This window comes from Mycolicibacterium lutetiense (genome assembly GCF_017876775.1).
Lineage (GTDB): Bacteria > Actinomycetota > Actinomycetes > Mycobacteriales > Mycobacteriaceae > Mycobacterium > Mycobacterium lutetiense.
The window spans coordinates 4,242,034-4,258,455 of sequence record NZ_JAGIOP010000002.1; the positions used below are offsets into that span (position 1 = coordinate 4,242,034).

Annotated in this window: 19 protein-coding genes; 6 read left to right on the forward strand and 13 right to left on the reverse strand. The window is 64.7% G+C overall.

All coding sequences use genetic code 11. From position 1 onward, the window contains the following. Positions 1-16: 16 nt before the first annotated feature. The 8 genes from JOF57_RS29555 to JOF57_RS29590 all read right to left on the reverse strand — a co-directional run bounded on the left by JOF57_RS29555 (position 17) and on the right by JOF57_RS29590 (position 6,532). Positions 17-445 carry a nuclear transport factor 2 family protein gene (locus JOF57_RS29555; protein WP_209922994.1) on the reverse strand — a complete coding sequence of 143 codons (429 nt, stop codon included), beginning with the start codon at positions 443-445 and terminating at the stop codon, positions 17-19. Positions 446-552: 107 nt separating this feature from the next. Next, positions 553-1,686 (reverse strand): NDMA-dependent alcohol dehydrogenase, encoded by a 1,134-nt coding sequence (locus JOF57_RS29560; RefSeq protein WP_209922996.1) that lies wholly within the window; start codon positions 1,684-1,686, stop codon positions 553-555. A 92-nt stretch (positions 1,687-1,778) separates the two neighbouring features. Continuing rightward, entirely contained in the window at positions 1,779-2,318 is a 540-nt protein-coding gene (locus tag JOF57_RS29565; RefSeq protein WP_209922998.1) for a nuclear transport factor 2 family protein, read from the reverse strand. Position 2,319: 1 nt separating this feature from the next. Further along, the gene (locus tag JOF57_RS29570; protein ID WP_209923000.1) at positions 2,320-2,529 is read right to left on the reverse strand and encodes a ferredoxin Fdx; all 210 of its coding nucleotides are present in this window, start codon (positions 2,527-2,529) and stop codon (positions 2,320-2,322) included. Positions 2,530-2,533: 4 nt separating this feature from the next. Further along, positions 2,534-3,901 carry a lanosterol 14-alpha demethylase gene (locus JOF57_RS29575; RefSeq protein ID WP_209923002.1) on the reverse strand — a complete coding sequence of 456 codons (1,368 nt, stop codon included), beginning with the start codon at positions 3,899-3,901 and terminating at the stop codon, positions 2,534-2,536. Between the two features lie 7 nt (positions 3,902-3,908). Continuing rightward, the gene (locus JOF57_RS29580; RefSeq protein ID WP_209923003.1) at positions 3,909-4,718 is read right to left on the reverse strand and encodes an SDR family oxidoreductase; all 810 of its coding nucleotides are present in this window, start codon (positions 4,716-4,718) and stop codon (positions 3,909-3,911) included. Further along, the gene (locus JOF57_RS29585; RefSeq protein WP_209923005.1) at positions 4,719-5,924 is read right to left on the reverse strand and encodes a cytochrome P450; all 1,206 of its coding nucleotides are present in this window, start codon (positions 5,922-5,924) and stop codon (positions 4,719-4,721) included. It lies immediately after the preceding gene. Beyond that, a complete protein-coding gene (locus tag JOF57_RS29590) occupies positions 5,921-6,532 on the reverse strand; it encodes a TetR family transcriptional regulator (RefSeq protein ID WP_209923007.1) in 612 nt (203 codons plus the stop codon). Before JOF57_RS29590 ends, JOF57_RS29585 begins: the two co-directional genes overlap by 4 nt. Before the next feature lie 188 nt (positions 6,533-6,720). On the opposite strand from JOF57_RS29590, the gene JOF57_RS29595 reads away from it, so the two are divergent. Genes JOF57_RS29595 through JOF57_RS29615 form a run of 5 tightly spaced genes read left to right on the forward strand, consistent with a single transcriptional unit; the run spans position 6,721 to position 11,477 of the window. Next, on the forward strand, positions 6,721-8,190 hold the full coding sequence (locus tag JOF57_RS29595; RefSeq protein ID WP_209923009.1) for an aldehyde dehydrogenase: 1,470 nt from the start codon (positions 6,721-6,723) through the stop codon (positions 8,188-8,190). 19 nt (positions 8,191-8,209) lie between these two features. Further along, entirely contained in the window at positions 8,210-8,962 is a 753-nt protein-coding gene (locus tag JOF57_RS29600; RefSeq protein WP_209923012.1) for an SDR family oxidoreductase, read from the forward strand. Then, on the forward strand, positions 8,959-9,807 hold the full coding sequence (locus JOF57_RS29605; RefSeq protein WP_209923013.1) for an NAD(P)-dependent oxidoreductase: 849 nt from the start codon (positions 8,959-8,961) through the stop codon (positions 9,805-9,807). The genes JOF57_RS29600 and JOF57_RS29605 overlap by 4 nt, the downstream gene beginning before the upstream one ends. Positions 9,808-9,817: 10 nt before the next feature. After that, positions 9,818-10,261: a carboxymuconolactone decarboxylase family protein gene (locus tag JOF57_RS29610; RefSeq protein ID WP_209923015.1), complete on the forward strand. Its 444-nt coding sequence runs from the start codon at positions 9,818-9,820 to the stop codon at positions 10,259-10,261. Next, positions 10,251-11,477, forward strand: a complete 1,227-nt coding sequence (locus JOF57_RS29615) for a hypothetical protein (protein WP_209923017.1) — start codon at positions 10,251-10,253, stop codon at positions 11,475-11,477. Before JOF57_RS29610 ends, JOF57_RS29615 begins: the two co-directional genes overlap by 11 nt. Positions 11,478-11,493: 16 nt before the next feature. Here JOF57_RS29615 and JOF57_RS29620 read toward each other — a convergent pair whose 3' ends face one another. The 3 genes from JOF57_RS29620 to JOF57_RS29630 are packed head-to-tail and all read right to left on the reverse strand — an operon-like array spanning position 11,494 to position 13,662. Continuing rightward, positions 11,494-11,979 (reverse strand): hypothetical protein, encoded by a 486-nt coding sequence (locus tag JOF57_RS29620; protein WP_209923019.1) that lies wholly within the window; start codon positions 11,977-11,979, stop codon positions 11,494-11,496. A 10-nt stretch (positions 11,980-11,989) separates the two neighbouring features. Next, the gene (locus JOF57_RS29625) at positions 11,990-12,451 is read right to left on the reverse strand and encodes a hypothetical protein (RefSeq protein WP_307870123.1); all 462 of its coding nucleotides are present in this window, start codon (positions 12,449-12,451) and stop codon (positions 11,990-11,992) included. 2 nt (positions 12,452-12,453) lie between these two features. Next, the gene (locus tag JOF57_RS29630) at positions 12,454-13,662 is read right to left on the reverse strand and encodes a DUF6973 domain-containing protein (RefSeq protein ID WP_209923021.1); all 1,209 of its coding nucleotides are present in this window, start codon (positions 13,660-13,662) and stop codon (positions 12,454-12,456) included. Between the two features lie 122 nt (positions 13,663-13,784). On the opposite strand from JOF57_RS29630, the gene JOF57_RS29635 reads away from it, so the two are divergent. Continuing rightward, positions 13,785-14,483, forward strand: coding sequence for a M15 family metallopeptidase (locus JOF57_RS29635; RefSeq protein ID WP_209923023.1), 699 nt, complete (start codon positions 13,785-13,787; stop codon positions 14,481-14,483). Between the two features lie 14 nt (positions 14,484-14,497). On the opposite strand, the gene JOF57_RS29640 is transcribed toward JOF57_RS29635, so the two are convergent. After that, positions 14,498-15,127 carry a TetR/AcrR family transcriptional regulator gene (locus JOF57_RS29640; RefSeq protein WP_209923025.1) on the reverse strand — a complete coding sequence of 210 codons (630 nt, stop codon included), beginning with the start codon at positions 15,125-15,127 and terminating at the stop codon, positions 14,498-14,500. A gap of 26 nt (positions 15,128-15,153) precedes the next feature. Continuing rightward, positions 15,154-16,389 (reverse strand): cytochrome P450, encoded by a 1,236-nt coding sequence (locus JOF57_RS29645; RefSeq protein ID WP_209923832.1) that lies wholly within the window; start codon positions 16,387-16,389, stop codon positions 15,154-15,156. Positions 16,390-16,422 lie beyond the last annotated feature (33 nt).

A 16,422-nucleotide genomic window follows, 5' to 3' on the forward strand; every position in this document is an offset into this window, starting at 1 on the left:
GCGAGCGCTCCGGGGGTCAGCTCGCGTCCGCGTCCGCGAAGACCATGGCGTCCATGTTCCAGTAGCCGCGCAGGTTGGTGATCAGGCCTTCGTCGTTCACCTTGTAGGTGAAGACGCCACGCACGGTGGCGGTGAACCCATTGGGAAACTTGGTGCGCAGCACCAGAATGTAGGCGATCTCGGTCGGAGAGCTGGACGGGAACGTCTCCTCGCAGGTGACGGTCAGCTCGTTGGGTCCGATGTTGGCGTCGTAGAACGCGCCGAGGGCTTCCTTGCCTTTGACCCCGGTGCCGTCCGGGTTGGTGACGGCTTCACCGATCGGGTCCTCCACGAGGATGTCGTCGGCCATGAGAGCCAGCCAGCCCTCACGGTCACCGGATTGCACGCATTTCCACGACGATCGCGAGGCGACGACTACGGGTGATTCGGTGGTGGTCTCGGTCATGGCGCTCCTGGCGGGTGGTGGTTACGCGCCGAATGTCACGCTGGAGTGACTCTCGATTGCGAGAGCAACGCTGGCGTGACACTCGGCGCGAAAGGTCGGGTCAGCGGTCAGCGGTCGGCGTCGGTGTAGCGGATGACGCCGCGGATGTTGCGACCCTCGAGCATGTCGGCGTAGCCGTCGTTGATCTGCTCGAGCTTGTACTGCCGGGTGACCATGTCATCCAGGTTGAGCCGGCCGGCCTTGTACATGCTCAGCAGCTGCGGGATGTCGTGGTGCGGGTTGCCGCCGCCGAAGATGGTGCCCTGCAGGCGCTTCTGCAGCAGGGTCAGCATCGCCAGGTTGAGCTTGACGTCGCTCTCGGCCATGTTGGCGACCGCGGTGGCCACCACGGTGCCGCCCTTGGCGGTGATGTTCATGTAGTGGTCGATGTCCTCGCCCTTGAGCTCACCGACGGTGACGATCGTCTTGTGCGCCATCCGGCCCTGGGTGACCTCGGCGACGCCGGCCATCGCGGAGAAGATGTCCGGGTAGGCGTGGGTGGCACCGAACTTGAGTGCGTTGTCACGCTTGAACTCGACCGGGTCGACGGCGAAGACGTTGCGTGCACCGGCGGCCAGCGCACCCTGCAGCGCGCCGGTGCCGACACCGCCGACGCCGACGATGACGACGTCCTCACCCGGGCGGACGTCACCGCTGCGGACGGCCGAGCCGTAGCCGGTGGTGACACCGCAGCCCACCAGGCAGGCGACCTCGAACGGGATGGACGGATCGATCTTCACCACCGAGCTCTTGTGCACCACCATGTACGGGCTGAACGTGCCCAGCAGCGTCATCGGGATGACGGGCTGGCCGTTCTTGACGGCGTGGATGCGGTGCGTGCCGTCGGAGACCGCGGTACCGCCGAGCAGACCGGCGCCCAGATCGCACAGGTTGCGCAGACCCTCCTGGCAAGCCGGACATTCACCGCACGACGGGATGAACGACAGCACGACGTGATCACCCGGCTGGATGTGGTCGACGCCCGGGCCGACCTCGGTCACGATGCCGGCGCCCTCGTGGCCACCGAGCACCGGGAATCCTGCCATCGGGATGTCGCCGGTCACCAGGTGGTGGTCGGAATGGCACATGCCCGAGGCTTCCATCTGGATCTTGACCTCGTCTTTGACGGGGTCGCCGATCTCGATCTCCTCGATCGTCCACGGTTGGTTGAACTCCCAGATGAGAGCGCCTTTTGTCTTCATGCCAGATGCCTTCCACTAGAGCCTTTGACCACAGACTAGAGCCATTAGTAGCCTGGGTCACACCCACCCCCAAGCAACTGCTTGGCAAGGAACTACCAGATTTTGACCGGAGCCTCGCCGCGCGGGTAGTAGCCGGGCAATTTCTCGCCGGCCAGCGAACGCTCGATGCGCTTCTGCATCGTCGGGGTGAGGTCGCCGGAGGTGATCAGGTTCATGAAGGCCTTCTGCACGTGCCCGAAGTCGAAGAAGTCGCGCTGCCACTCGATGAGCAACTGGTCGTTGAGCCGGAACCAGCTACCGCCGATGCCGTAGATCTCGTCGGTGCTGCCGTCGGACTTGTGGGCGATCTGCTTCCAGAAGCCGACGATCTCGTTCTGCTTCTCGTCGATCAGCACCCGTTGGTATTCGTAGACCCAGTTCTCCAGGCCTTCCATCTCCAGGCCCAGTGCAGTGTCGCGGATTTCGTCCTTGCCGATGCACATCACATCTTCCTTGGGCCCGATGTTCCAGCCGTAGGTGGCATCCTCGGTGTAGAAGTCGGCCAGCGGCTTCCAGTCGCCGGCCTTCTCGGCCTCCTGGTTGGCCTTGAGCCAGCGGTCGGACCATGCTTCGAGCTCTTCGCGCGATGCCATCTCAGGACTCCTTCTGTTTAATGGATAGTGCTTGGGTGGGACACATCTCGACGGCCATCTCGACGGCCTCGCGCATATCGTCGGGTGGTTCATGATCGAGGATCTCGACGACGCCGCGTTTGGGAACCCGGAATACGTCCGGCGCTTCGAGCTCACACATGGCGTGGCCCTGGCACAGATCCTCGTCGACCTCAACGCGGTAGCAGCCCATAGGACTAATCCTTGACTCGCTTGCGGTAACGGACCTTGGCCGGCTGAGCCAGCTGCACGACCATCTTGGAGTGGTCGTTCTGGTAGCTCTCGGCCGGCTGGGACATCTCGAACTCGTACTCGCGCAGCAGAACCGAGAAGATCGCCTTGATCTGCATCTGGGCGAACGCCGCACCCACGCAACGGTGCTTACCGGCGCCGAAGGGGATCCAGGTCCACCGGTTGATCAGATCTTCCTGGCGCGGCTTCTCATAGCGGGCAGGATCGAAGGCATCCGGCTCGGGGAAATCCTCCGGGATCCGGTTGGAGATCGCCGGGGAGGCCGCCACCATCTGACCCTTGTGGATCGGATGGCCCGCCACCTCGAACTCGTCCTGTGCGACGCGCATCAGGATGATCAGCGGCGGATGCAGGCGCAGGGTCTCCTTGAGCGAGTTGTCCAGCTTCGGAATCTGCCGCAGCGCATGGAAACTCACCTCCTGGCCGTCGGCGTAGAGGTCGTCGAGCTCCTGCTGCACCTGCGCGTACACGTCGGGGTTGCGCAGCAGTTCGATGAGCGTCCACGAGGACGTGCCCGAACTGGTGTGGTGACCGGCGAACATCAGCGAGATGAACATCCCGGTGACCTCGTTGGCCGTGAACCGGGGCTTGCCCTCGTCGTCCTTGATCGAGACCAGAACGTCGAGCAGGTCGCGATCCTCCTTGCCCTTCGGCGGATTGGCAATGCGACCGTCCATGATCTCCTGCACCAGCGCAACGAGTTTGACGCGCGACTCGTCGCGGATGCGGAAGCTCTCGATGTCCAGGTAGGGATCGACGTAGCAGAGCGGGTCGGTGCCCCGCTCCAACTGGTGGTAGTACTCGGCGAACCGGCGATCGAGCTGCTCGCGGAACTTCAGCCCGATCAGGCACGCCGTCGAGGTGTAGATCGTCAGCTCGGAGAAGAAGTCGAGCAGTTCGATCTCGCCCTCGTCGCCCCAATCGGCGATGATCTTCTTGACCTCGTTCTCGATGGTGGCGGCGTGGCCCTTCATCTGCTCACCGCGCAGCGCGGTGTTGTGCAGCATCTCGGCCCGGCGCTCGGGGTCGGCGTCGAACACCACACCCTCACCGAAGATCGGGGTCATGAACGGGTAGGCCTCGGCCTGGTTGAGGTCGCTGTCGCTGGAGCGGAAGAAGAATTCGTTGGCCTCCGCTCCGCTCAGCAGCAGCACCTGCTTGTCGGCGAGCTGGAACCAGCCGACGTCGCCGCATTCGTCACGGATGCGCTGCATCAGGCCGATCGGATCGGTGCGGAACTCTTCGAGGTGGCCGTGCTCCTCGCCTTCACCACCCGAAACGCGCTGCACTTCCTTGAGTTCTGAGCTTGTCATCTCTTTCTCAGCCTTCCACTTTCAGCTTCTGGCGATCCTTGATGTCGGCGAGCGGAGCTTCGGGCTGAATCTCCAGTTCGGCGATGAAGCCGCCGCGCGGGGTTTCCGCGACGAAGGTGATGGCCCGCGCGAGATCCGCTGCACGCAGGAAGTAGTCATGCCGAGCCTGGCCCCACTTGGCCCAATCCTCGAGCATCTCGCCGACCTTGTCCATCGGGGCACTCCAGCCCATGGCGGTCTTGGTAGGGCCGGGATGGACGACGGAGGCACGCACACCGGTGCCCTCCAGTTCCATCTGCAGGGTCTTGGCCATGCCGAGTAGGCCGGCCTTGGCCGCGCCGTAGCCACCCATGTACGGCCGCGGACGCAGGGACACGTCAGAGCCGACGAAGATGATGTCACCGCGCCGGCGCTCGACCATGCCCGGAAGCACCGCAGTGGCAAGGCGATTGGCGCCGATCAGGTGAATCTGGATCTGATTCTCGAAGTCGTCGGTGCTGATTTCGTGGAGCTGACCGAAGAAAGTGTCACCGGCACCGGCCACCAGCAGCTCGATGTCCCCGAGTGCTTCGGTGGCGCCGTGCACGAACGACTTGACCGAATCGGCGTCGGTGACGTCGAGTGGCAGTGCGATCGCCTCACCACCATCGGCTTTGATCTGCTCGACCAACTCCTGGCATTTCTCGACGCGGCGTGCGCCGAGGGCGACCGGGAAGCCGTGCGCGGCCAGTTCGGTCGCCGTGGCGGCGCCGATGCCGGACGACGCGCCGGCCACGATGGCCGGTCGGCGGTCGGGATGGGGTTCGAAACGGGCCATTTAGCGCTTCTCCACTGTTATCGGAAGGTGAGCGAATCCTCGGACACTGCTGGAATGCACCCGCACGGCCGCGGATTCGTCCACTTCGTATCCGCGGATTCGCTTGAACAACTCGGTCAGCGCCACCCGGGCCTCCATGCGGGCCAGGTGCGCGCCCAGGCAGAAGTGGGCGCCGCTGCCGAAACTCACCAGCTTCGGACCGATCTCGCGGTCGATCCGGTACTCGTCGGGATTCTCGAAGACCCGTTCATCGCGGTTGGCCGAGCCGATCAGCAGGACCAGCACATCGCCGGCGGGAACGGTGGTGTCGTAGTACGTCTGGTCTTCGGTGACCAGCCGGGCCAGGATCTGACTGGACGCGTCATAGCGCAGGGTCTCCTCGACCCATGGCACGACCAAGTCGTGGTTGTCGAACACCGGAGCCAGCTGGTCGGGGTTCTTGTGGCCCCAATATGCGGCGTTGGCAAGCAGTTTGGTGGTGGTCTCGTTACCCGCGACCACCATGAGGAACAGGAACGCCATGATCTCGTCGTCGGTGAGCTTGTCACCGTCGATCTCGGCTTGGACGAGTGCCGAAGTGAGGTCGTCGGTCAGGTTCTTCTTGCGCTGCTTGACCATGTCGGCGTAGTAGACCAGCAGCTCGCCGGAGGCCGCGATTGCCGAATCGGGCACGTCGGCGACGCCGTCCTCGCGGTGCATGACACCGTCGGCCAGTGCGCGGATGCGCACGCGGTCCTCTTCGGGCACGCCCATGAGCTCGGAGATGACGTCCATCGGGAGCTTGCCTGCAAAGTCGTCGACGTAGTCGAAGCTTTCTGAATGTTCCAGCGCTGCATCCAAATGCTGGTGGGCGATCTCGGTGACCCGGCCCTCCAGTTCGCGGATCCGGCGCGGAGTGAAACCTTTCGAGACCAGCGTGCGCAACCGGAGATGGCCGGGATCGTCGAGGGCGAGGAACGACATCACCCGGTGGGCTTCGTCATTGCGTGAGATCGGGTCGAGCGCGACACCGTGCTTGTTCGAGAGCGTGACGCTGTTGCGGAAACCGGCGACCACGTCCTGGTGCCGCGACAGTGCCCAGAACTTGCGTTCCTCGTTGCGGTAGAGCGGCGCCTCGTCGCGCAGGCGGCGGTAGTACGGATACGGATCTTCGTGGAAGTCGTAGTCGTACGGGTCGAGGATGAGCTCGACTTCCTTCAACGTCATTTGTCTTCTCCCAGGATTAACCCGACGACGTAGGTCAGTCGGTCGGCGATCTGGTGGTAGGTGAAGGCGCCGCTGCCGGCGTTGACCAGCGCGCCGAAGAACGTCATCTCCAGGGCGGAGACGATGCGGATATCGGCATCCGGCCCGACCGCTGAACGGATGCGTTTGTGGATCTCGGCGCCGATGCGGTCGCGCACTTTGCGTACCGCGGGATCGGTCCCGCCGCCCAGCAGGGCTGTGGTGCAGGCGGCCGCGACCTCGGGTTCGTCGGCGACGACCAGGGTCAGCGCACGCAGCGCCGCATCGACGCGGGTGGTCATGGAGTCGTTCACGTCGGTGAAGTAGGGGCACTGGCTGACCAGGTCCAGGTACATCTCGGCGATCAGGTGGTTCTTCGACGAGAAGTACGTGTAGGCCGTGGCCGGTGCGACCCCGGCGCGTGCGGCGACCGCACGCACCGTCAGATCCGCGTAGGACGATTCGCGCAACATCTCGGTGCCGGCGGTCAGGACCTTGCGGAAGGTCTCCTCCTGCCTGCGGTTGCGCGGCGATTCCTTCTCTGGCTGCGGAGCTGGCTCTGTGACTGCGGACACGGCATCGCTGGACACATGTCCAAGTTATCCGACGATGCCGAGGTTGGGCAAGTGCAGATCCGCAAAGTCCGCGATGAGCTGGCCATTGTGATGCCGACTAGGCGGGGTTGGGGGTCACCCTTGCGGCTCGACATTGTCTGCGGCTATCGTTCGAGGCGAGACAGCCGGACAGTTGTCCAGAATTCGCGAAGTGGAGTTCACCGATGCCGGTACTGGCCGATCGCCAGAGTCAACTGCTTATCGACGGCAAGCTCGTCGCCGGGGGCGGCGGAGCATTCGAGACCGTCAACCCCGCCACTGAAGAGGTGCTCGGCCTCGCCGCCGACGCCAATGCCGAGGACATGGGCAACGCCATCGAAGCGGCCCGCCGCGCGTTCGACGACACCGATTGGTCGACGAACACCGCGCTGCGGGTGCGCTGCCTGCGGCAGTTGCGTGACGCGCTGCGGGAAAACGTCGAGGAACTGCGGGAACTGACCATCGCCGAGGTGGGCGCTCCGCGCATGCTCACCGCGGGTGCGCATCTGGAAGGTCCGATCGATGATCTGGGCTTCTCGGCGGACACCGCCGAGAACTACGGGTGGACAACCGATCTCGGCTACGCGACTCCGCAGGGCATCCCGACCAACCGCAAGATCGCCCGAGAGGCAGTCGGGGTCGTCGGTGCTATTACCCCGTGGAACTTTCCGCACCAGATCAACCTGGCCAAGGTCGGCCCGGCCCTGGCCGCGGGTAACACCTTGATCCTCAAGCCGGCGCCGGACACCCCGTGGGCGGCGGCGGCCATCGGCCAGATCATCGCCGAGCAGACCGATTTCCCCGCCGGCGTGATCAATGTCGTGACCTCCAGCGATCACTCGGTGGGTGCGTTGCTCTCCAAAGATCCTCGGGTGGACATGGTTTCATTCACCGGATCCACCGCGACCGGGCGCGCGGTGATGACCGACGCCGCCCTGACCCTCAAGAAGGTGTTCCTGGAACTCGGCGGCAAGTCGGCCTTCCTGGTGCTCGACGACGCCGACCTGGCCGGAGCCTGCGCGATGGCAGCCTTCACGGTGGCCATGCACGCCGGTCAGGGTTGCGCGATCACCACCCGCCTGGTGGTGCCACGGGCCCGCTACGACGAGGCGGTGGAGGCGGCGGCAGCCACGTTGGGTGGCATCAAGCCCGGTGACCCCAACAGCAAGCGCACCGTCTGCGGGCCGCTGATCTCGGCGCGTCAGCGCGACCGGGTGCAGTCCTATCTGGATCTGGCATTGCAGGAGGGTGGCCGATTCGCCTGCGGTGGTGGGCGTCCCGCCGATCTGGACACCGGCTTCTTCATCGAACCGACCGTGATCGCCGGCCTGGACAACACCGCGCGTGTGGCTCGTGAGGAGATCTTCGGCCCCGTGCTGACCGTGATCGCCCACGACGGCGACGACGACGCGGTGCGCATCGCCAACGATTCGCCCTACGGTCTGTCCGGCACCGTGTTCTCCGGTGACGACGCCCGCGCGCAGGCGGTGGCCGCCCGGATGCGGGTCGGCACCGTCAACGTCAACGGCGGCATCTGGTACTCGGCCGATGCCCCGTTCGGCGGATACAAGCAGTCCGGGGTCGGCCGCGAGATGGGGCTGGCCGGCTTCGAGGAATACACCGAGATCAAGTGCGTCGCGACGCTCGCGAACTAGAACGACTGAGGAGAATTTGATGGGACAGTTCGACAACAAGGTGGCCATCGTCACCGGGGCCGGTGGCGGTATCGGCCAGGCCTACGCCGAGGCGCTGGCACGCGAGGGCGCGGCGGTCGTGGTCGCCGACATCAACACCGAGGGTGCGCAGAAGGTCGCCGACGGCATCAAGGGTGAGGGCGGCAACGCCCTGGCCCTGCGCGTCGACGTGTCCGACGTCGACTCGACGAAGGAGATGGCCGCGCAGACGCTTTCGGAGTTCGGCGGTATCGACTACCTGGTCAACAACGCCGCGATCTTCGGCGGCATGAAGCTCGACTTCCTCGTCAGCGTCGACTGGGACTACTACAAGAAGTTCATGAGCGTGAACATGGACGGCGCGCTGCTGTGCACCAGGGCCGTCTACCGCAAGATGGCCAAGCGTGGCGGCGGCGCGATCGTCAACCAGTCGTCGACCGCGGCGTGGATGTACGCCAACTACTACGGCCTGGCCAAGGTGGGCATCAACGGCCTCACCCAGCAGCTGTCGCGTGAGCTCGGCGGGCAGAACATCCGCATCAACGCCATCGCGCCCGGCCCGATCGACACCGAGGCCAACCGCAGCACCACGCCGCAGGAGATGGTCGCCGACATCGTCAAGGGGATCCCGTTGTCCCGCATGGGTCAGCCGGAAGACCTGGTCGGCATGTGCCTGTTCCTGCTGAGCGATCAGGCCAAGTGGATCACCGGCCAGATCTTCAACGTCGACGGCGGACAGATCATCCGGTCATGAGCGATCCGAAATACGGCTACATCGGCCTTGGCAACATGGGTGCCCCGATGGCCAAGCGTCTGGCCGAGTGGCCCGGCGGGTTCATCGTGTACGACGTGCGAGCCGAATCCATGGAGCCGTTCGGGGAGCTCGGCGCGGCGCTGGCGGACGACGTCACAGATGTTGCTCAAGCGGACATCATCAGCATCACGGTGCTGAACGACGAGCAGGTGCGCTCGGTGGTCGCCGACCTGGCGCCGAAGGTGAAGCCGGACACCGTGATCGTGATCCACTCCACGATCAGCGATACCACCGCGGCCGAGCTCGCCGAGCAGTACAAGCCGCAGGGCATCCACATCGTGGACGCCCCGGTCAGCGGCGGCGGCGCGGCCGCAGAGAAGGGTGAGCTGGCCATCATGGTCGGCGCCGAGCGGCCCGTCTACGAGCGGATCAAGCCGGCGCTCAAGCAGTTCGGCTCGATGGTGATCCACGCCGGTGAACCCGGCGCAGGTACCCGGATGAAGCTGGCCCGCAACATGCTGACGTTCACCTCGTACGCCGCGGCCTGTGAGGCGATGAAGCTGGCCGAGGCCGCCGGACTGGACCTCGGCGCGCTGGGCCGGGTCGTGCGTCACACCGACGCACTGACCAGCGGGCCAGGTGCGATCATCGTGCGCGAGAACATGGCCGAGCTGACCCCGGATCATTGGCTCTACGACGCGTTCACCCACACCCGCGGGCTGGGGGAGAAGGATCTGAGCCTGGCGCTGGGCCTGGGTGATGTTGTGGGAGTGGACCTTCCGCTGGCCCAAGTGGCCCTGCAGCGGCTCGCTGACGGCCTCGGCGTACCGCACAAGAACGATTAGGAGAACTTCGATGGACGAGTTGCGCGCCAAGGGCCTGGCCAAGATGAACGAGGTCTACGGCTGGGAGATGCCGAACATCGAAGGGGATCCGTACTTCGATCTCACCGTCGACCACCTGTTCGGCACCATCTGGAACAAGCCGGGGCTGTCGATGCGCGAGAAGCGGCTGATGACGTTGTCGGCGGTGACGGCGGTAGGTCAGCAGGACCTCGCTGAGATTCAGGTCAATGCTGCGCTGTTCAACGGCGAGTTCACCGAGGAAGAGCTCAAGGACATCGCCATCTTCCTCACCCAGTACCTCGGTTTCCCGCTCGGATCCGGTCTCAACGGCACCGTGTCCAAGGTGGTGGCCAAGCGACGCAAGGCCGCTGAGAAGGGACAGGCTGAGGACCGGAAGGCCAACGTGAACGCCGCAGTCAAGATGAATACCGGGAGCGAGCTCGATGACAAGTAGGTATGCCTCGCTGACCCGCGACGAACTGGTCAAGCTGGTACCCGAGCTGCTGCTCATGGGGCAGATGATCGACCGCTCCGGGATGGCCTGGTGCATCAGTAATTTCGGCCGCGAAGAGATGCTGCAGATCGCCATCGAGGAGTGGGCGGGCTCCAGCCCGATCTACACCAGGCGGATGCAGAAGGCGCTCAAGTACGAGGGCGTCGACATCATCACCATCTTCAAAGGCCTGCAACTCGACATCGGCGCTCCGCCGCAGTTCATGGATTTCCGTTACACCGTGCACGATCGGTGGCACGGCGAATTCCACCTCGACCACTGCGGGGCGCTGCTCGACGTGGAGCCGATGGGCGAAGACTACGTGCGCGGCATGTGCCACGACATCGAGGACCCGACCTTCGACGCCACCGCGCTGGCCACCAACCCCAAGTGCCAGGTGCGTCCGATCCACCGTCCGCCCCGGACACCGTCCGACCGGCAGCCGCACTGCGCTTGGACAGTGATCATCGACGAGTCCTATCCGGACGTCGACGACATCCCGGCACTCGAGGTGATCGGCCGGACCCGGGCTGCCCAAACGGTTCTGGGCCCGGTCGACCCGTCCGATGAAGGCGAGTCCGACTACTCGGGGCCGCTGCTGTCCGACTTCGACTTCGCGGCGTTCTCCCATTCCGCGCTGGTCCGGATCGCTGATGAGGTGTGCCTGCAGATGCACCTGCTCAACCTGTCGTTCATCCTCGCGGTGGGGGCGCGGGCCGGGGCTGACACCGCGCTGGCGACCGATATCTGCACCAAGCAGCTGATCGGCGTGGCGGGGATCGGCGCCGAGCGTATTCATAAGGCGCTGGACTTGCCCGGCGGCATCGAGGGCGCGGTGCGCGTGCTGGAACTGCACCCGTTGCTCAACCCGGCCGCCTACGTCGACGCCGAGTTCGGTCCCGACACGGTGTCCGTGCGTCGGTCGCCTGCGCACGAGGACGGTTCCTGGGTGGCCCTGGTTTCGCCGGCCGAGACCCGGCCCCTGCAGGCCATCGTCGCCGCCGTCGACCCGCACCTCTCCGTCGAGGTCCTCGGGTCCGACGCTGAGTGGACCGCTCGGGTTATCGAAACTGAGACTGCAGCAAAGGAATTCGGTGAGGTCGCGGTAGTGAAGTTCAGCGGCGGGGCGGAGTTCGTGTTCGAGCCGCGGAAGTCATTGCCGTTGACTGTGCTGTGATTTCGTGGGCGTCCGGCTAGGTGGTGTTCATGTTCAGATGGACGAAGCGGACGTTGGGCTCGCGCTCGTCGACGATGACCGTGCGATACACCGACTTGCCCTCAGTGTTGCGGTAGCGATCCTGCGCACTGACCACCGACGGAGAGCCCGCCAGATCAGGGCCGGCGATGACCGGTTCGAACGGGGGATAGACCCGGGTGAGTGACCCGGTGAAATGCGACTCCGTCAGAAGCGTAGGCAGGTCGGTGGATGGCATCTTCAGCACCAGTTGGTAACTGGTGTCCATCGCGCTGTCGACGTGGGCTTGCAGCACCTCCGCGCCAGGCGGTATCGCGATGCCGCCGAATTCGGTTGCCTGCTTGACCAATTCGGGGCTGGTCGAACTCTCGGCGTGCGAGCCGAGGGTGCGGCCGACCGGGTCGTCATGTGAGGCGCAGGCAACGGTGACGCCTAGGAAGGCGACGGTAAGCGCGAGGGCGCAACGGCGCCTCTGGCGTTTCATTCGATGGCTGCTAGCTGGCAGGCAATGTCAGCGTCAGGTAGCCGCCGCCCTCCGGTCGCAGCATCACGTCGGTCGGCCAGGTAACCCGGAAATTCTCACCGCGTAGGTAATCGCCGCTGATTCCGGCGGCCTTCACCGGTTTTCCGTTGAGTTCGAAGATCAGCAGGCTGGCTTTCGAGTTGTAGAAGCGGTCCTTGATTACGGGTGCGCCGACAGTCTTTTCGATGAATTCTCGTTCGGAGTTTTCATGGAACAGATGCACCTCGTCCCAATCCCAGCTGGTGAAGTCGCTGAGTCGACCTGTCTGCTTCTCGTGCAGAAGGCGTTCCAGACCATCGTTGAGCTTCTGGTCGTTGTAATCGATATCCATTGATTGCCTCATCGCCTGTCTGGCCAGATCACAGCTGGTTAGCGAGAAACACAACAACAACAACACGCAAAGTGCAACGCGTACTGCTGACAAACCGGCCACAATCAATATCCTCCTGCTGACGTTCCGTAACCTCCGGGCTGACCGGGGTCGTAAATGCCTCCAGGCCCAGCGCCAGTTGGCGTGGGTGCCTGCCCGGGAATGGTGGACTTGGAGGTGATGCCTGCGCCGCCTTCTGGAACAGTATTGCTCCAAGCGAGCTTTTCGCCATCGGCGTTTGGCGCTACCACGACGGTATCGCCTTGTCGGACGGCCTGCTCTACATAGTCGGCGAGTTCTGCAGGGCTAGCGTCGGGATGCGCTTTAGCGATGCTTCTCCCTATCTCGTTGTTGTAGAGGTCCATCGCTTCGGCGGTGGAGGGATTGTTGGGCAGGCGTTCGTGCGCCGTTGTGAAATCGCGGGTCCAATCCTCGCCGAAGCGTTGGGTCATCAGCGCATTCCAGTACGCATGCCGGAATGCATCAGTGTGATTATCGGCCGTGTCGTCCGGATGATGCGGGGGAGGAAACCTCTCGATTGCTTCAGCCTTGGCGGCCTCCGTGAGCTGGTCGAGGTCTCGCAGTTCGAACAGCGAAAGACGGTCGAGCATTCGTCCCTCGGTTGCGGTGACCTGTTTGGGATCAGTAAATTCGTTGAACGGCCAACCCGGCTCCCAGTCGAGTTTGCCGTCAGGATCCTCGTCCACCTGGTACTTGCGCTTGAGCTCCTCAAGTGGATCCACCGGTGGCGGATTGCCTTCCGGCAATCCTGCGCCCGCTTTCTCACCCGCGAGCGCGTCGTACTCCTTGCGGATGTCCTCGATGCGTCGACCGATCTCACCCATCTCTCCGGTCGATTGCGTGATGACGTCGCTGATCTGGCCGATGCCCTTGCTGGCAAGGATCACCCGCATGATCTCGCCGGTCTTGCCGGGCGGGATCGACGCGCCCATGCCGCTCACCCAGCTCTGGGTTTGCTCGAGATTCTGCCTACCGGAGCTGACCACCTCGGCTGCCCGGCTGACTTCGGCAGCCATGCGCCGATCGAGATCCGCGAGCTTGCCGTAGACGGCCGCATGTTCGGCGTTCTTGGCGGCATACGCCTGCGATGCGGTGCCCTGCCAGCGGTCGTCGGGCGCTGCGGACTCGATGGTCGATTGCATCTGGCGGAGCCGCGCGCTGCCGTCGAACGCGTCGCCGGTCGTGGGCGCACCCTCACCGAAGGTGGTGCGCGCCTGCGACCACGTCGTGTAGAACGCGTCGAGTGCCCCCATGCTTCACCCCCCCGGCTGAGTCGAGGGCTCAAGTCTAAGCCGCGGCAAACGTCCGCCCAGGCGCCAGTTTCCCGCCCTGAGATCACGGCGGATGGTCATCTCCGCGATCTACAGTCAGCGGGGTGGGCGTCTCAACGGTCCGCGCATGTGCCCTGGTGGTGGGTCTGTTCACGGGGTGCACGGTGGCGTGTGCCGGTGGTGCGCCGGATTCGGTCACGGCGCCGAGGACTCCCATCACCTTGCCGCAGCCCGGTTCAGCGGCGCAGCAACCCGCGCGAGTGCAGCCGGTGGACGAGGCCGCGCTGGGAGCCAGCTGGCGGCCGGGATGCCCGGTACCGCCCGCCGACCTCCGCCGAATCACCCTGTCCTATCTCGGTTTCGACGGCCGATCGCACCGCGGTGAGCTGGTGGTACACCGGGATGCCGTCAGCGACGTGATCGGTATCTTCGGGGAGTTGTACTCGGCTCGATTCCCGATCGAGAAGATGCGCACGGTGGACCACTATCCGCACGCCGACGACGAGCTGTCCATGGAGGACAACAACACCTCGGCGTTCAATTGCCGGCCGTTGGCGAACGGAGCGTGGTCGTTGCACGCCTACGGCCGTGCGGTCGACGTCAACCCCCTGATCAACCCGTACATCTCGGCCTCCGGCGACCTGCAGCCGGTCACCGCACGGGCGTACCTGGACCGCACCCGCGCCGATCAGGGGATGATCCGCGACGGTGACGTGGTGGTGCGGACGTTCGCCGAGCGTGGCTGGCGGTGGGGTGGGCATTGGCATGACCCGGTCGACTACCAACATTTCGAACGACGCTGACGTGCCGAACCCGGCTAAAGCCCGGCGGACGGCCTTTCGGACGCCAATTTGCCGGCCACCACGGCCGAGCCGACCCACCGGCGCAGATAGCTGCGCAGTGCCTCGCCGGTGCGGGGAGGACGCCCAGGGTCGATGACAAAGGACTGGATGATCCGCAGGAGGTGCTCGGCGAGCTCATCGAGGTCGGCGTCGGTGTAGCCGATCGCTGCCCAGTCGACGTCGAGCATGCGCATCATCGTCCGGGCAAAGTCGACCGCCACGTCCGAGGTCACCCCTTCGGTGTGCGCGGGTGAGCGTCCGGGAGCGACGAGCAAACCGATGTGTTTGTCCTCGGGCAGCCACTCCAGGGCGACGGCAATGGCCTCGGTGACGGCCTCCACCGGATCGGTCGTGCCCTTGAGATGGGCGGCCACGCGGTGCTGGAAATCGCTGGCCGCCTGCACCGCGGACGCCACCAGTAGGGCCTCGGTGCTCGGGAAATAGCGGTAGACGGTCTGGCGGGTCACGCCGAGGGTGCGTGCCACGTCGGCGATGGAGAAGTCGGCGCCGCGCTCATCGATGGCGTTGCCCGCAGCGACGAGGATGCGGGCAATCGCTTCCTCGTCGCTGGCCGGCGCCGAGCCGGACCACCCGTGCGTTCGCATGGGCGAATCCTAAAACAAACAGCTGATCACCCGCGGTAGGAGACCGGCAGGTCTTTGACGCCGTTGATCCAACCGGACCGGAGGCGTTGTGGCTCACCCAGTTTGGTGATGTCAGGGATCTGATCTGCGATCTCGTTGAACATCAGTTTGATCTCCATCCGCGCCAGGTTGGCGCCGATGCAGAAGTGCGCGCCGTTGCCGCCGAAGGCCAGGTGTGGGTTGGGGTTGCGCAGGATGTTGAACTCGAACGGTGACTCGAAGACCTCTTCGTCATAGTTGGCCGAGCTGTAGAACAGGCCGACGCGCTGCCCGGCCTTCACGGTGACATCGCCGACCCGGATGTCGGCCAGGGCGGTCCGCTGGAAGCAGTGCACCGGCGTGGCCCAGCGGATGATCTCGTCGACCGCGGTGTCCGGGCGTTCGCGCTTGAAAAGCTCCCACTGGTCCGGGTTTTCGAGGAAGGCGTTCATCCCGTGGGTCATGGCATTGCGGGTGGTCTCGTTGCCCGCGACGGCCAGCAGGATCACGAAGAACGCGAACTCGACGTCGGTAATGCCTCCACCGTCTGTGCCTTCCAAATCGGCCTGCACCAGACGGGTCACGATGTCATCGGCCGGGCATTGCCGCCGCTGCTCGGCCATGGTGTAGGCGTAGCCCATCAACTCCGCGTTGGCGATCGTCGGATCGGCGTCGAAATCCGGATCGTCGGTGTTGATGATGGCGTTGGACCAGTTGAACACCTTCTCCCGGTCTTCCTCGGGAACGCCGATCAGGTCGGCGATGGCCAGCAGCGGCAGGCCCACCGCGACGTCGTCGACAAAATTGCCGGTGTCTTTCTGCGCGGCCTTGGCCACGATGTCGCGGGCCGCCACGGCCAGCTTCTCTTCGAGTGCCGCGACCGACCGTGGGGTGAACAGGCGGGACACCAGCTTGCGCAACCGGGTGTGTTCGGGTGCGTCATGGTTGATCAGCAGGGCCTTGGTCAGGTCGAGTTGCTCGGCGGTGACGCTGTCGGGCAGCCGCATGACCGCGCCCTTGGCGTTGGTGGACCACAGGTCGCCGCCGTTGCGGGAGATGGCCTTGATGTCCTCGTGGCGGGTGATCACCCAGTAACCGCCGTCGTCGAAGATCGATTCGCCCTGCTCGTTCCACCAGACCGGTGCGGTCCTGCGCAGTTGGGCGAATTCGTCGACGGGGATTCCGCGGAGTAGGACATCGGGATCGGTGAAGTCATAGCCCGCGCCGAACGGGCAGGCACTCATGGTGGTCAAGCCGGGTCATCTCCTTGTGTGACG

What these genes read in the sequence shown, in the direction of transcription:
- JOF57_RS29555 (WP_209922994.1), bottom strand. Translation starts at nt 445, where the DNA reads ATGACCGAGACCACCACCGAATCACCCGTAGTCGTCGCCTCGCGATCG.
- JOF57_RS29560 (WP_209922996.1), bottom strand. Translation starts at nt 1,686, where the DNA reads ATGAAGACAAAAGGCGCTCTCATCTGGGAGTTCAACCAACCGTGGACG.
- JOF57_RS29565 (WP_209922998.1), bottom strand. Translation starts at nt 2,318, where the DNA reads ATGGCATCGCGCGAAGAGCTCGAAGCATGGTCCGACCGCTGGCTCAAG.
- JOF57_RS29570 (WP_209923000.1), bottom strand. Translation starts at nt 2,529, where the DNA reads ATGGGCTGCTACCGCGTTGAGGTCGACGAGGATCTGTGCCAGGGCCAC.
- JOF57_RS29575 (WP_209923002.1), bottom strand. Translation starts at nt 3,901, where the DNA reads ATGACAAGCTCAGAACTCAAGGAAGTGCAGCGCGTTTCGGGTGGTGAA.
- JOF57_RS29580 (WP_209923003.1), bottom strand. Translation starts at nt 4,718, where the DNA reads ATGGCCCGTTTCGAACCCCATCCCGACCGCCGACCGGCCATCGTGGCC.
- JOF57_RS29585 (WP_209923005.1), bottom strand. Translation starts at nt 5,924, where the DNA reads ATGACGTTGAAGGAAGTCGAGCTCATCCTCGACCCGTACGACTACGAC.
- JOF57_RS29595 (WP_209923009.1), top strand. Translation starts at nt 6,721, where the DNA reads ATGCCGGTACTGGCCGATCGCCAGAGTCAACTGCTTATCGACGGCAAG.
- JOF57_RS29600 (WP_209923012.1), top strand. Translation starts at nt 8,210, where the DNA reads ATGGGACAGTTCGACAACAAGGTGGCCATCGTCACCGGGGCCGGTGGC.
- JOF57_RS29605 (WP_209923013.1), top strand. Translation starts at nt 8,959, where the DNA reads ATGAGCGATCCGAAATACGGCTACATCGGCCTTGGCAACATGGGTGCC.
- JOF57_RS29610 (WP_209923015.1), top strand. Translation starts at nt 9,818, where the DNA reads ATGGACGAGTTGCGCGCCAAGGGCCTGGCCAAGATGAACGAGGTCTAC.
- JOF57_RS29615 (WP_209923017.1), top strand. Translation starts at nt 10,251, where the DNA reads ATGACAAGTAGGTATGCCTCGCTGACCCGCGACGAACTGGTCAAGCTG.
- JOF57_RS29620 (WP_209923019.1), bottom strand. Translation starts at nt 11,979, where the DNA reads ATGAAACGCCAGAGGCGCCGTTGCGCCCTCGCGCTTACCGTCGCCTTC.
- JOF57_RS29630 (WP_209923021.1), bottom strand. Translation starts at nt 13,662, where the DNA reads ATGGGGGCACTCGACGCGTTCTACACGACGTGGTCGCAGGCGCGCACC.
- JOF57_RS29640 (WP_209923025.1), bottom strand. Translation starts at nt 15,127, where the DNA reads ATGCGAACGCACGGGTGGTCCGGCTCGGCGCCGGCCAGCGACGAGGAA.
- JOF57_RS29645 (WP_209923832.1), bottom strand. Translation starts at nt 16,389, where the DNA reads ATGAGTGCCTGCCCGTTCGGCGCGGGCTATGACTTCACCGATCCCGAT.